A 14,927-nucleotide genomic window follows, 5' to 3' on the forward strand; every position below is an offset into this window, starting at 1 on the left:
TAATTGTGACTAATATAGAATAAAAATCAATATATGACCAACATTTAATCAAAAGTTACTCATATATTAATATTTTTATCTCGCTATGAAAGCGCTTACTAATTAAGGAGGTAAAGTTTATGGCTGAACTTTTAAAAAACTATATTGGTGGCAAATGGGTTGAATCAAAATCCGAAGAAAAGATTGAAGTATTGAATCCTGCAACAAAAGAAGTGATTGCATATGTACCGGTTTCAACGAGAGAAGAACTTGATGAAGCAGCAAAAGTAGCTCAAGAAGCGTTCTTAAAATGGAAGGAGGTAGCTGTACCTAAAAGAGCACGTATCCTATTTAAGTTTCAACAGCTACTTATTGAAAATAAAGAAATATTAGCGAATATTATCACTAAAGAAAATGGTAAAAATACGCAAGAAGCACTTGGTGAAGTACAACGTGGAATTGAAAATGTTGAATTTGCATGTGCTGCACCAACTTTAATGATGGGTGACTCTTTATCAAGTATTGCTACAAATATTGAAGGAACAAGCTATAAATATCCAGTAGGTGTTGTAGGAGGTATTACACCGTTTAACTTCCCAATGATGGTGCCTTGTTGGATGTTCCCAATGGCTATTGCATTAGGCAATTCATTTATTATTAAACCTTCTGAACGCACACCATTATTAGTAAACAAACTCGTAGAATTATTAGAAGAAGCAGGCTTACCAGCAGGTGTATTTAATGTTGTACATGGCACAGTAGATGTTGTGAATGGTATATGTGAAAACGAAAATATTAAAGCGATTTCATTTGTTGGATCAAAAACTGTTGGCGAAATTGTATATAAAAAAGGAACTGCAAACTTAAAAAGAGTACAGTGCTTAACTGGAGCTAAAAACCATACGATTGTCTTAGATGATGCAGATATCGATAACGCGGTTAAAGATGTCATTGGTGCAGCTTTTGGTTCTGCGGGTGAAAGATGTATGGCAGCGGCGGTAGTTGCAGTACAAGAAGGTGTTTATGACACATTTAAAGAAAAACTAGTACAAGCAGCTCAAGATATCGTTATTGGTAATGGTATTGAAGATAATGTCTTTTTAGGCCCGGTTATTAGAAAAGAAAATAAAGCGAGAACATTGAAATATGTAGATATCGGTGTTGAAGAAGGTGCCACACTTGTATTAGATGGTCGAGAGGATAACAACGAAGAAGGCTATTTCGTTAAACCTACTATTTTTGAAAATATCACGACTGATATGACGATTTGGAAAGATGAAATATTTGCTCCAGTACTTTCATTAGTTAAAGTGAAATCACTTAAAGAAGGTATTCAACTAGCAAACCAATCTGAATTTGCTAACGGCGCTTGCTTATTTACAGATAGTGCTTCTTCAATCAGATACTTTAGAGAAAATATTGACGCTGGAATGTTAGGAATTAATCTTGGTGTACCTGCACCTATGGCAATTTTCCCGTTCTCTGGTTGGAAATCTTCATTCTTTGGATCACTTCACTGTAATGGTAAAGATAGTGTTGAATTCTACACACATCGAAAAGTTGTTACAGCACGTCAAGGTGAACCAAGATTTTAAAGGAGGCATGTCAATGTCTTATTTACTTAAAAAAGCTAGACATTTAGATCATGAAATATCATTTGTTCATCAACATCAGATGAGTGATTTGAATCTAGATTATATTGGATTTGAAGTACTTGACCTTGTAAAAGAATCGGAACACGTTTTTGAGACGAAACAACTTGAAGTCTGTGTCGTTGTTCACACAGGTAAAGTAAATATTAAAGTAGATAATCAAAATTTTGAAAACTTAGGACGTAGAAAAACTGCTTTTGATAGAGTACCAACTGATAGTGTTTATGCATCAAAAGAACGAACTCTATCGGTAACCGCTATAGATGATGCAACAATCATATTATGCTATTCAAAATGTAGTGTGCAAAGACCGACGCAATTGATTAAAGCAGAAGATAATACAGTAGAAGATCGTGGTAAATATGCAAATCAAAGACATGTACACAACATATTGCCTGATTCTCATGAAGCGAGTGAAAATTTATTAGTTGTTGAAGTGTATACAAATCAAGGAAACTGGTCGAGCTATCCTCCACATAAACACGATGTTGATAATTTACCAAATGAGTCTCTCCTTGAAGAGGTTTACTATCACGAAATGAATCCTCAACAAGGTTTTGTGTTCCAACGTGTTTATACCGACGATAGAAGTATTGATGAAACAATGACTGTTGAACATCGAGATGTCGTAGTCGTTCCTAAAGGTTATCATCCTGTAGGTGTGCCTGATGGATATGATAGTTATTACTTAAACGTAATGGCGGGTCCTAAGAAAATTTGGAAGTTTAATAATGCAAAAGAACATGAATGGATCATTGATAGAGATTAGGAGGAAAGTAGCATGAGCGAAAAAAAGCATATTGTTGCGATAGGTCGAGCGGCCATTGATCTCAATTCTGTTGAAATCAATAGACCAATGGAAGAAACGAAAACCTTTAGCAAATATGTAGGAGGTTCTCCAACTAATATTGTTATAGGCGCATCAAAATTAGGACTTAATGTGGGATTGATTGCCAACGTTTCGGATGATCAACATGGGCGTTTTATAACTCATTATTTGCAAGAAGTTGGCGTGGATACGTCACAAATTTCTATTGATAAAGATGGACATAAATCCGGATTAACATTCACTGAAATATTGAGTCCTGAAGAATCAAATATTTTGATGTATAGAGAAAACGTAGCAGATCTTAACTTGAAACCTGAAAATGTTGATGAAAATTATATTAAGAATAGTCAATATTTATTAATTTCTGGTGTTGCGTTATCACAATCGCCATCCCGTGAAGCTGTAATCAAAGCATTGCTTATTGCTAAAAAATATCAAGTAAAGACAATTTTTGAGTTGGATTATAGACCCTACTCATGGAGAAATGAAGAAGAAACATCACTTTATTATGAATTGTTAGTTCAGCAAGTGGATATCGTGATTGGTACTAGAGATGAATTTAACAAAATACTTTCGTTCCAATCATTATCAGATGTTGAAATCAGTGAGAGTATTTTTAAGAATGGCAACGCAGAGTTAGTTGTAATTAAACACGGTGTGCAAGGTTCTAATGCTTATACAAGTACAGGTGACTTTTACACTGGTAAAGCGTATAAAGCTAATGTTCTTAAGACTTTCGGAGCAGGAGATTCATATGCAGCGGCATTTTTATATGGATTAATTAAAACGCAAAATATCCAAACAGCTTTACAATATGGTGCGGCGTCTGCAGCAATAGTGGTGAGTAGTCACAGTTCAAGTGAAGCGATGCCTACAATTGAGAAAATAGAAGCGCTCATTCAAGAGCAAAGTTAGGAGTGTTAAGATGTCGAACACAATTCAACTAACAACAGGTGAAGCAATCGCTAAATTTTTAGCAAACCAATATATATCTGTCGATGGTCATGAATCTCGCTTTGTCGAAGGCGTTATCAACATTTTTGGGCATGGTAATGTATTAGGACTTGGTGAAGCGTTGTATCAATATCAAGACAAGTTGAATATTATACAGGGGAAGAATGAACAGGGAATGGCTCATATTGCGACGGCTTTTAGTAAACAAAAGTTAAGAAGAAAAATCTATGCTGTCACAACTTCTGTTGGCCCAGGCTCAGCTAATTTAGTAACTGCTGCAGGAACGGCCTTAGCGAACCATATTCCTGTACTGTTTTTACCTGGGGATACTTTTGCAACAAGACAACCAGATCCTGTACTTCAACAAATAGAACAACCTTATAGTATCGGTGTGACAACAAATGACGCATTGAAGCCTGTATCAAGGTACTTTGATCGTATTACACGTCCAGAGCAAATTATGAGCGCGCTTTTAAGAGCTTTTGAAGTCATGACGAATCCTGCTACTGCTGGTCCAGCTACAATTGCGTTAAGTCAGGATGTTCAAGGGGAATCATATGCATTTCCAGTTTCTTTTTTCAAAAAGAGAATACATTATATAGATCGTTTAAAACCTAGCAAACGATCAGTTGAAACAGCGATTGAGTTGATTAATCGTGCTGAACAACCTTTATTTGTCGTTGGAGGAGGCGCAAAGTACTCTGAAGCGCAGAAAATTATTAAACAGTTAAGCGAAAACCATCATATCGGAATTGTTGAAACACAAGCCGGTAAGTCCACTGTTGAAGCGAATTTTAAATTTAACTTAGGTGGCGTTGGTGTTACTGGCAATTTGGCAGCCAATGAATATGTCAAGGATGCCGATGTTGTCATAGGCATAGGTACTAGATATTCAGATTTTACTACAGGTTCAAAAACAGCCTTTAATTTTGAAAATGCATCATTCATTAATATAAACGTCAATCGTAGTGATGCGCTGAAGTTAGATGGTGTAGATGTTTTAGGTGACGCTAAATGTGCACTAGAAGAGATTGCCGTCGGATTAACAAGGGCATCGCAGAAAAATGCTAATGAAATTGAAATGCTTAAAGAAAAGTGGCAAGAAGAGCGTCGTCGTTTGGCAAAAATTGATATCAATCATGAAAAATATCGATCTGAAATTGAGGATGATTTTGAAAAAGCAAAATTTCAAAAGTATGTATCTCAGCTCAATACACAACTTCCACAAACCAATGCACTGATTCATTTAAATCATTTAATTGAAGAAGATGCCATTATTGTTGCAGCTGCCGGCTCACTTCCTGGAGACTTGGAAAGATTGTGGGAATCTCAGAAGTTCAATACTTATCATATGGAGTATGGTTATTCGACTATGGGATATGAAATTGCGGGGGCATTAGGTGCTAAATTAGCTGAACCAGAGAAAGAAGTTTATGCATTTGTCGGAGATGGTAGCTTTTTAATGCTGCATTCAGAGCTTGTAACCGCATTACAGTATCACCAGAAAATAAATGTAGTGCTATTTGATAATAGTGGGTTTGGCTGTATTAATAATTTACAAATGGGGAACGGCGGTAATAGCTTCTGTACTGAATTCTCGATGCCAAATGGTGATGTTCTCAATGTTGATTATCAAAAAGTAGCAGAGGGATATGGTGCAAAAGGTTATAAACTGAATCATTTAAATGCATTAGAAAACGCAGTGAAAGAGGCAAGAGTACAAAAAAATAGTACGTTGTTTGAAATTAAAACGTTGCCTAAGACGATGACTAAAGGCTATCAATCATTCTGGAATGTTGGTGTTTCGGAAGTGAGTGAAAACCCAAAAATTCTTAAAGCATTTGAAGAAAAGAAACAAAAAATGATGAAAGCTAAGAAATATTGACGGAGGATACGATATGACAACGATTAAAATTGGACAGGTTGGTCTGGGGAGACTAGGAAAAGTACACGCTCAAAACGTTGTGAATCATATCCCCAATGCTGAATTATGGGCTGTAGCTTCAATTGTACAAGAGGAATTGGATTTTGCACGAAATGTTCTTGGGGTAAGGCATTGCTATGATTCTTACACAGATATGATCAATAATGACGAGTTGGATGCCGTCATTATTGTTTCACCAAGTGGATTTCATACGGTGCAAATTACACAAGCATTAGAAAAAGGCTTACATGTATTTTCTGAAAAACCTATTGGACTAGAAATGAGAAGTATCGAAAGTGTCGTTCAAAAGATTGAAGAAAAGCAAAATTTAGTATTTCAATTAGGATTTATGAGAAGGTTTGATGCTTCTTATCAATATGCCAAAGAATTGATTGAAAGAGGGGAATTAGGAGAGTTAACTTCTATTAGGTGTTATGGAATTGATCCTCATTCAGGCCTTGATTCCTTTATTGCATTTGCTAGTAACGCAGCAAGTGGTGGTATTTTCCTTGATATGTCTATTCATGATATTGACTTAATTCGATGGTTTTCTAATTCAGAGTTCAAATCTGTATATGCATTAGGAAATAATATTGCCGCGCCTAAATTATCAGAGTATTCAGAACTCGAAACGGGTGCATGCTTAGCCGAATTGGAAAATGAAGTCATTGTTTATCTGTTAGCAGGCAGGAATGCAATGCACGGTTATCACGTTGAGACTGAATTAATAGGTACAAAAGGAATGTTAAGAATTGGTAATGCACCAGAAAAAAATCTCGTCACACTTTACGACAGTAATGGTGTCGTACGACCTACTTCTCATCATTTTCCTGAACGCTTTAGAGAAGCATTCATAAATGAAATTCAAACATTTGTAGATGCAATTATAGGTAATAAAAATTCTGTGGTGACAGGGATAGATGGCTTGAAAAGCACAGAAGTAGCCATTGCAATGCAAAAGTCATTTGATGAGAAGAAAGTAATTTATCTATGAGGTGAGAAAAGTGACACAATTTATTAAATATGCATGTGCTCCGATTGCATGGACAAATGATGACTTGCCAGAGTTGGGGAAAGAAAATTCATTTGAACAATGTATTAGCGAAATGGCACTAGCTGGATATGAAGGAACAGAAATCGGCAATAAATATCCTAAAGATGCAGAAGTATTAAAGTCTTACTTGAAACCTAGAAATTTATCGGTAGCAAGTGCGTGGTTAAGTTTATATTTAACTACAAAACCTTACGAAGAAACAGAAAAATCCTTTATTGATCATATGAACTTTTTAAAAGCATTAGGTGCAAAAGTGATTGTTGTTTCGGAGCAAGGTAAAAGTATTCAAGGAGATATCAATTGCCCACTGTTTAAGTTTAAACCTACGTTCAATGATGAAGAATGGAAAAAACTCATTGATGGTTTACATCGATTGGGTTCTATCGCCAGAGATAATGGTATGAAAATTGTTTATCACCATCATATGGGAACAGGTGTACAAACTACAGAAGAAATAAAGAAACTTATGGACGCAACGGACCCAAAACTTGTTTCTTTGTTATATGACACAGGGCACTTACATTTTTCTGGTGAAGATATTGTGGACATCTTTAATTTATATACGGATAGAATTCATCATATACATTTTAAAGACATACGCAGCACTATCGTTGAACACGTGAAAAAAGAGAATTTGTCGTTTTTAGAAGCAGTGAAACAAGGTGCATTTACAGTTCCAGGAGATGGTGATATTGATTTCAAACCAATTTTGGAAATGATTTATGAGTCGGACTATTCTGGATGGATTGTAGTAGAAGCGGAACAAGATCCTGCAGTTGCTAACCCATTCGTATATGCGAAAAAAGCGAAAGAGTATATCAATGCGATATAAAAATTGAATATTTAGGGAGCTGTATGCTTCTAAGGGGTGGAAAATATGGGTTTATTTTCAATTGTTTCTTTTGTTTTAGTGGTTTTTTTAGTGGGGCTTTATGCCTTTGTTAGAAGTAGAAAGATAGATACGAGGAATGCTGATGGTTTTTTCATGGGAGGAAGAAGCTTAACTGGATTTACCATTGCTTCCACAATCATCATGACAAATTTATCTACTGAGCAAATTGTTGGTCAGAACGGTCAAAGTTTTGTTGCTGGGATGGAAGTAATGGCTTGGGAAGTGACTGCAGCCATAGCTATTGTGATATTGGCATGGGTATTTTTACCTAAGTATTTCAGATATGGGATTGATACAATATCTGATTTTGTTGAATTACGTTACGATTCTTTTACTAAAAAATTAGTGTCAATGTTATTTATATTCACATATGTCGTTTCATTTTTACCTGTTGTACTTTATTCAGGAGCGCTCGTATTTAATAAAATTTTTAACGTGAGTGGCATTTTGAATGTAAGTAACTCTACAGCAGTTATTTTAATTTCTACAATTATAGGTGTCGTTGGTATTATTTACTTATTTATTGGTGGTCTTTCATTGAGTGCACACAGTGATTCTATTTACGGTGTCGGTTTGCTCGTTGGTGGTCTTTCAATACCTATTTTAGGCCTTATTATCTTTGGGGATGGCAGCTTTTTACAAGGCTTTGACAAAGTCGTTCAAAACACACCTGAAAAATTAAACTCAATTGGCGCTATTGATTCAAAAATTGTTCCTTGGCCTACATTATTCTTTGGTATGTTCTTTAACAACTTATTCTTCTGGTGTACAAACCAAATGATTGTTCAAAAAGCACTTGCTGGTCAAAGTCTTAAAGAAGCACAAAAAGGTGCAATGTATGTCGGTATATTCAAAATTTTTGGTGCATTATTCTTAGTTTTCCCAGGTATTCTTGCTTTCAATATGTTAGGCAATCAAGTCGATAATCCTGATAATGCATATCCAATGTTAGTTAATGAAGTTTTACCTGAATGGGCATATGGATTATTTGGAGCCGTTATTTTTGGTGCGATTTTAAGTTCATTTGTCGGATCGTTAAACAGCACAGCGACTTTATTCTCATTAGACTTTTACAAATCAGTCATCAATAAAGAAGCATCTAACGAAAAAGTATCGAGAGTTGGCCGTATTATGACTGTTGTCGTTGGGATTATTGTTGTTATTCTTGCACCAATGATTTCGCTTTTCCCTCAAGGATTATATGCAGTTGTACAGGAATTTAACGGTGTTTATAACATGCCGTTGTTAGTATTAATTTTAGTCGGCTTTTTTGCTAAACGTACATCACATCAAGGTGCAAAAGTAATGTTTGTTTTTCACATTGTTATGTATGCGCTTTCCAAAGTGTTGTTGACTGACATCCATTTCTTATATGTATTAAGTGTATTATTCTTTATCGATTTATTGATTTTATTAATCTTTAACAAAATTAAACCTTCAAATGCATTTGACTTTGACGCCAATTACGCAAAAGTTGATATTACCCCTTGGAAACATCGCTATGTCGTTGGCATCATTATTATCATTATTGTGATCGTGACATATACAATCTTTTCACCACTTGTATTAGCTGGAATAGGAGGGAACTAAATGAAATTAACTATAGGTGTTATCGGTGCAGGAAGAATTGGACAACTTCACATCGATTATCTTAGAAAACATCCGAATATTAGAATCAAATGGGTATCTGATATCAATTGTGATAAATTAGCAGATTGGATTGAACAACAAGGAATTGAAAACAGTACAAAAGACCATCATGATATTTTGAATGACCCTGAAGTCGATGCTGTAATTATTTGTTCTCCAACAGATACACATGTAGATATTATTAAAGCGGCTTGTGAAAAAGGTAAACACATCTTCTGTGAAAAGCCAATTAGCTTAACTTTATCTGAATCATTGGAAGCAGTTAAGTGTGTTGAAGAAGCAGGGGTTAAGTTGCAAATGGGCTTCAATAGACGATTTGACCGCAACTTCTCAACGCTTCAAAAGGCTTTAAAGGATCGAACACTTGGAGAAATCCAATCTTTAAGAATTACTTCAAGAGACCCGGCGCCACCACCAATTGAATACGTGAAACATTCAGGCGGACTATTTATGGATATGTCTATCCATGACTTTGATATGGCTCGATATCTTATGCAATCAGAAGTTGTTGAAGTTTATGCGAAAGGTGCTGCTCTAGTAAATCCAGACCTTAAAGAAATCAATGATATCGATACAGCTATTGTAACGCTCACTTTTGAAAATGGGGCTTTATGTGTCATAGAAAATTGTAGAAGAAGTGTATATGGGTATGATCAACGTATAGAGGTACTTGGAGATAAAGGGTCAATTTCTGCTGGAAACGAAAATACAAATACACTCACATTTGCATATGCTGATGGTATTAAGCAAGATAACCCACCGTTCTTCTTTTTAGAGCGCTATAAAAAAGCGTATGAAATCGAGATGAATGCATTTATAGAATCGATTATTAACGATGAAAATGTGTCATGTTCAATTATAGATGGATTAAAAGCCCAAGAAATCGCAGAAAAATGTAAAGAATCGTTAATCAAAGGTATGCCAGTAAAAATCAATTCATAAAAAGGGGGACTTATATGAAAGAGGCATTAACTAAAGCCTATAAAGAACATTATGCAGTTCCTCAAATCAATGTTAATGGATTAATTTGGATTGAAGGGATTCTTTTAGCAGCTGAAAAAAAGAACTCACCTATCATACTTGGAACAACTGATAAAATTATTGATTTTTTAGGTGGTTACGAGTTTATTAACCAATTAATTCATTTAAAGGCTAAAAGTTTAAATATCACGATACCTTATTACGTTCACTTAGACCACGGAAGTTCAGTAGAGTCATGTTATAAAGCTATCGATGCGGGATATGATTCAGTCATGTATGACGGTTCGCAATTACCGTTAGCGGAAAATATCTTAAACACAAATAAAGTGGTTAAATATGCACATGAAAGCGGCATTAATACGGAAGGTGAAATTGGAGCAATTGGCGGTAATGAAGATGGAATGGAACATCAAATCGCCTATGCTTCAATAGATGATTGTCTAGAAATTGTGAGTCAAACCCATATTGACAGTTTGGCTCCAGCTCTTGGATCGGTGCACGGCAAATATAAAGGTGAACCACAACTAGGTTTTGAAGTGATGCAAGAACTTAACGAAAGGTTACAGATGCCACTTGTGTTACATGGAGCTTCTGGACTATCTGATAATGATTTAAAACGAGCCATTCAGTATGGTCATAGTAAGATTAATTTTAACACAGAGATTAATATTGAATGGAGCGGGAAAATGAGAACAATACTGAATGAAAATCCAGAATTGTTTAATCCTAAAACAATCATCTCTCCAACAATCACAACGATTCAAAGCACGGTAGAAAATATTATTGATAAATGTGGATCTACAAATAAAGCGTAAAAAATAAGCGGTGATAACTTGTACATGATACGGGTTGTCATCGCTATTTTGGCGTTATGTCACACAGTCTTATTTCATAAAAAAACCACTGCACCACGCATTGTTGGATTATGCATGGTACAGTAGCGAATACATGGCTGACGTCTAAAATTGCGCATTTCATTTAATTCAAGACAAGTCATCTGACATTGATGATGGAATAAATTTTGAATACTTTCACTGCATCGATTTTGGTGGAAACTCATCCTTCTTAATGATTTATTTGCTAAGGCGTCATATGATATCGTGTCAAATACTTAATGTTTGTTTATTCAGGGAAATATGGAATAAACAATGGTTCAACGGATGGACAGATGACTGAGAACCCGTCAAAACTTTGGAATGATGCACGCGCTGCTACAACGTTAAAGCTCATCACTTTTCCAACAATATGATGATGCTCTGAAACGAAATAGGCGCTAAACCCAGGCGGATGAATGCCACTCAGCTCATGGGGTGTATATAGAACTAAAATAGTGCCTTTGATTTCACGAATTGTACGTTCAACTTCGGATAAAGTAATCGGTTGTATGTGTTGAGACGATGGTTCAATGACTGGGTGTTTTTCATAAATGCTGAGATGTAAATCACTCAAGTCACCGTATATTCTTGTCATGGAAAACAACTGATTACTTTCGAACTTTTGTTTGATTCTTTCAAAAACATAGGTATGATGCATGTCAGTGATGTCAAAAGTCAATTGAGCATGGTCACGGTAAATGGCGCCATACGGTACTTTCTCTCTACCATTAAGGCCGTGATGCTCATCAAACTGATTCATATGAACGGGCTGACCATCAATAATCACAAAATCGCCATCTGCATGATTCAATGTTCCAAAGCCATAATCACCGTAACGTAACAGTTCAGCAATCGTGACTTCACTTTCTAGGTGACCTTCTAATAAGGATTTCATCGTGCCAACTTGATGAATATAATGACGATATTCTTTCATTGGATCAGCCTCCTTTTTCTTTCTCAATACAATCTGAAATATCACAGACTTCCGATTTTAATTCTGTGCCTCATTGGCCAAAGATAGCAAAGCGCTTCGTCGACGAATAAGATTTTAAAATATATTTTGTTGCTTGCTATGTAAAGAGTATAAACGCGGCCAGTAAAAAAATCAACATAATTTTCTGAAAAAATGACATAAATTTTTCTAACAATGGTATAATGCGCATATTATCGGGCTTTTTATGTCAAAATTTAAACTAAATATATATACGTTTCTGTTGTTGTGTGACCCATTTTCATGTGTCAAATGTGCAAAATCCAATGCAATATGTTTCAACAGCTTCGTATGCATTTCAACAGTAAGATGTTAAAGAAAGTAAAAAAATAAAAAAAGCATAAAAAGGTAAGTATGTTGACCTATTGGGGTAAAAAAGAGGATTTCCTTGGCCAACATACTTACCCATTTCAAGATGGTTAAATTGTCGTTGCTTATTTCACATGTTTCATTTCTAATTCATGAATCAAGTGTGTCAGCATTTCGTTATTCGGTGTAGCAATACCGAGTTCACGACCGTACTTTGCGATTTGACCGTTCAAGTAGTCGACTTCTGTATAGCGCCCGTTGTACAAATCTTGATGCATGGAAGGGTAGTGTAAACCTTGTGCTTCATTTGGATATGCCGCTTCAATTTTTTCAAGTAACGCTTCCGCACTTAATGAGACACCGCGCGCTTCTGCAACTGCGACGATTTCTGCAATGAGAGGTTTAACAATGTCACGTGCTTTTTCATATTGGCTGAATTCATTAATCGTTTTGTCTAAAATCGTACAAAGCGGGTTTAAAACACTGTTTAATGTCGCTTTACTCCAAATGGACTTAAATACATTGTCACTAATTTGAGCGTTTAATTTTGCGTCATTAAACACTTGATTAATACGTTCTGTACGTTCATCCGCTTGACCATCAGCACGTTGGAATTCAATAGAACCTTGTCCTTCTAATAACAATTGACCTGGTCCACGCAAACCAGCTGTCCACATTGTTACAGCTAAGAAAATTTGTGTTTTTGGAACGATAGCAGAGAGACGATCGCCATGACCTAAACCATTCATCATAGACAATAGGGCGGTATCTTCATTGATTGCGTTGTTGTCGTAAAGTGTACGCAACATTTGTTCAGCTTGCATTGATTTCGTCAAAATAATCACTAAATCAAATGTTTCGTTTACTTGATATGGCAAAACAGCAGGAATCTCTAGCGTGTAAGTATCAGTTTCTGTTTGGATTTCAAGTCCTTTTTCATTGATTGCATTCACATGTTCTTCCCACATATCAATCAATTTTACATCGTAGCCGGCTTCTTTAATTTGGCTCCCGATACGTCCACCCATAGCCCCTGCACCAGCAATAGCAATTTTTTTCATAAAACAATTCCTCCTTATATAAAAATGGTTACAACTTAAGTGTAGATTTCATTTTTTGTATCCGTCAATAAAAAGTTACTGATAATTTCGAAATTTCGTGTTATATGTGATGAAATATTGAAATTCACAACAAGAAAGCCGAAAGTGTAGATTAAGTCATTCAGTCCAATGCCTTTGTTCAGTATTTCGGATAAAACGATAATTTTTAGGATATTAAGCGCTTACACCCGGTGCTATAGTGAAGTTAAATGAAGACAGAGGTGAACAACATGAACTTTTTCGACATTCAAAAGATTCCTAACAAAGGGATTCCGCTTTCAATGCAACGTAAACTTTGGCTACGTTATTTCTTGCAAGCTTTCTTCGTTGTATTTTTCGCTTACATGGCGATGTATTTGATTCGTAATAACTTTAAGGCGGCGCAACCTTTACTTAAAGAAGAGATTGGGTTGACGACGTTACAACTCGGGTATATCGGTTTAGCATTTAGTATTACATATGGATTAGGGAAGACGTTACTCGGTTATTTTGTAGATGGTCGGAATACGAAAAAAATCATTTCCTTTTTACTCGTTTTATCTGCAACAGTCGTTTTAATTATGGGATTTGTATTAAGTTACTTTGGTTCTGTAATGGGCTTATTGATTGTTTTATGGGGGTTAAATGGGATATTCCAATCGGTCGGTGGGCCAGCAAGTTACTCAACGATCTCACGTTGGGCGCCACGTACAAAGCGCGGTCGTTATTTAGGTTTCTGGAATACATCACATAATATTGGTGGTGCCATTGCAGGGGGTCTTGCGTTATGGGGAGCGAACGTTTTCTTCCATGGTAGTGTCATTGGGATGTTTGTGTTCCCATCAGTCATCGCATTAATAATTGGGATAGCGACACTGTTTATTGGTAAGGATGATCCTGAAGAACTCGGTTGGAATCGTGCTGAAGAGATTTGGGAAGAGCCTGTCGAACAAGAAAATATTGATGCACAAGATATGACGAAGTGGCAGATTTTCACGAAATATATTTTAAAGAATCCTGTCATTTGGATTTTGTGTGTATCTAACGTTTTTGTATATATCGTGAGAATTGGTATCGACAACTGGGCGCCATTGTACGTATCGGAATATCTTCATTTTGATAAGGCAGATGCGGTGAATACGATATTTTACTTTGAAATTGGTGCATTAGTCGCAAGCTTATTATGGGGTTATGTGTCGGATTTACTCAAAGGACGTCGTGCCGTTGTAGCAATCGGATGTATGTTTTTAATTATATTTGTCGTGCATTTCTATACACATGCTACAAGTGTGACAATGGTTAACGTTTCATTATTTGCTTTAGGTGCACTTATTTTTGGACCGCAATTATTAATTGGTGTCGCATTAACAGGCTTTGTACCGAAAAATGCAATCAGTGTAGCGAATGGGATGACCGGCTCGTTTGCGTATTTATTTGGTGATTCAATGGCGAAAGTTGGACTTGCAGCAATTGCAGACCCTCAGCGTAATGGATTAACAGTATTCGGTTATACATTAAGCGGTTGGGCAGATGTGTTTATCGTCTTTTATGCCGCACTCTTTATAGGTATTGTCTTACTTGGTCTTGTCGCTTATTTTGAAGAAAAGAAAATTAGAAGTTTAAATATTTAACATACAATCGAGGGGCTTAGACATTCAAATCGTCTAAGCTCCTTCACTTTCCAATTCATAAATGATACGTCTGTGAGTAGGATAGAGGTTGGGAAACCTTAATGCTAAGCCCCTTGATTTTTCAATT

General features: G+C 35.9%; 12 protein-coding genes. 10 read left to right on the top strand and 2 right to left on the bottom strand.

Going from position 1 to position 14,927, the window contains the following annotated elements:
* Positions 1-119: 119 nt before the first annotated feature.
* From EL101_RS01195 to EL101_RS01235, 9 genes are read left to right on the top strand one after another with little or no spacing between them, the layout of a single operon-like run.
* Positions 120-1,574: a CoA-acylating methylmalonate-semialdehyde dehydrogenase gene (locus tag EL101_RS01195; protein WP_096596347.1), complete on the top strand. Its 1,455-nt coding sequence runs from the start codon at positions 120-122 to the stop codon at positions 1,572-1,574.
* A gap of 13 nt (positions 1,575-1,587) precedes the next feature.
* Positions 1,588-2,400 (top strand): 5-deoxy-glucuronate isomerase, encoded by an 813-nt coding sequence (iolB, locus tag EL101_RS01200; protein WP_096596348.1) that lies wholly within the window; start codon positions 1,588-1,590, stop codon positions 2,398-2,400.
* Positions 2,401-2,412: 12 nt separating this feature from the next.
* Positions 2,413-3,375 (top strand): 5-dehydro-2-deoxygluconokinase, encoded by a 963-nt coding sequence (iolC, locus tag EL101_RS01205; protein ID WP_096533434.1) that lies wholly within the window; start codon positions 2,413-2,415, stop codon positions 3,373-3,375.
* 10 nt (positions 3,376-3,385) lie between these two features.
* Complete coding sequence (iolD, locus tag EL101_RS01210; protein ID WP_096596349.1) at positions 3,386-5,299, top strand: 3D-(3,5/4)-trihydroxycyclohexane-1,2-dione acylhydrolase (decyclizing); 1,914 nt, start codon at positions 3,386-3,388, stop codon at positions 5,297-5,299.
* A gap of 13 nt (positions 5,300-5,312) precedes the next feature.
* Positions 5,313-6,332: a Gfo/Idh/MocA family oxidoreductase gene (locus EL101_RS01215; protein ID WP_096596350.1), complete on the top strand. Its 1,020-nt coding sequence runs from the start codon at positions 5,313-5,315 to the stop codon at positions 6,330-6,332.
* 10 nt (positions 6,333-6,342) lie between these two features.
* Entirely contained in the window at positions 6,343-7,224 is an 882-nt protein-coding gene (gene iolE, locus EL101_RS01220; RefSeq protein WP_096596351.1) for a myo-inosose-2 dehydratase, read from the top strand.
* A 45-nt stretch (positions 7,225-7,269) separates the two neighbouring features.
* A complete protein-coding gene (locus tag EL101_RS01225; RefSeq protein ID WP_096596352.1) occupies positions 7,270-8,874 on the top strand; it encodes a solute:sodium symporter family transporter in 1,605 nt (534 codons plus the stop codon).
* Positions 8,875-9,876: an inositol 2-dehydrogenase gene (gene iolG, locus EL101_RS01230; protein WP_096596353.1), complete on the top strand. Its 1,002-nt coding sequence runs from the start codon at positions 8,875-8,877 to the stop codon at positions 9,874-9,876. It abuts the gene before it with no gap.
* A 14-nt stretch (positions 9,877-9,890) separates the two neighbouring features.
* The gene (locus EL101_RS01235; protein WP_096541761.1) at positions 9,891-10,730 is read left to right on the top strand and encodes a class II fructose-bisphosphate aldolase; all 840 of its coding nucleotides are present in this window, start codon (positions 9,891-9,893) and stop codon (positions 10,728-10,730) included.
* Between the two features lie 307 nt (positions 10,731-11,037).
* Here the strand turns inward: EL101_RS01235 and EL101_RS01240 are convergent, their stop codons facing one another.
* Both EL101_RS01240 and EL101_RS01250 read right to left on the bottom strand, forming a co-directional pair.
* A complete protein-coding gene (locus tag EL101_RS01240) occupies positions 11,038-11,724 on the bottom strand; it encodes an acetolactate decarboxylase (RefSeq protein ID WP_096596354.1) in 687 nt (228 codons plus the stop codon).
* 491 nt (positions 11,725-12,215) lie between these two features.
* A complete protein-coding gene (locus tag EL101_RS01250) occupies positions 12,216-13,151 on the bottom strand; it encodes a ketopantoate reductase family protein (RefSeq protein ID WP_096596355.1) in 936 nt (311 codons plus the stop codon).
* A 269-nt stretch (positions 13,152-13,420) separates the two neighbouring features.
* On the opposite strand from EL101_RS01250, the gene uhpT reads away from it, so the two are divergent.
* Entirely contained in the window at positions 13,421-14,800 is a 1,380-nt protein-coding gene (gene uhpT / locus EL101_RS01255; RefSeq protein ID WP_096596356.1) for a hexose-6-phosphate:phosphate antiporter UhpT, read from the top strand.
* The last annotated feature ends 127 nt before the right edge of the window (positions 14,801-14,927 follow it).

The organism is Staphylococcus delphini, assembly GCF_900636325.1.
Lineage (GTDB): Bacteria > Bacillota > Bacilli > Staphylococcales > Staphylococcaceae > Staphylococcus > Staphylococcus delphini.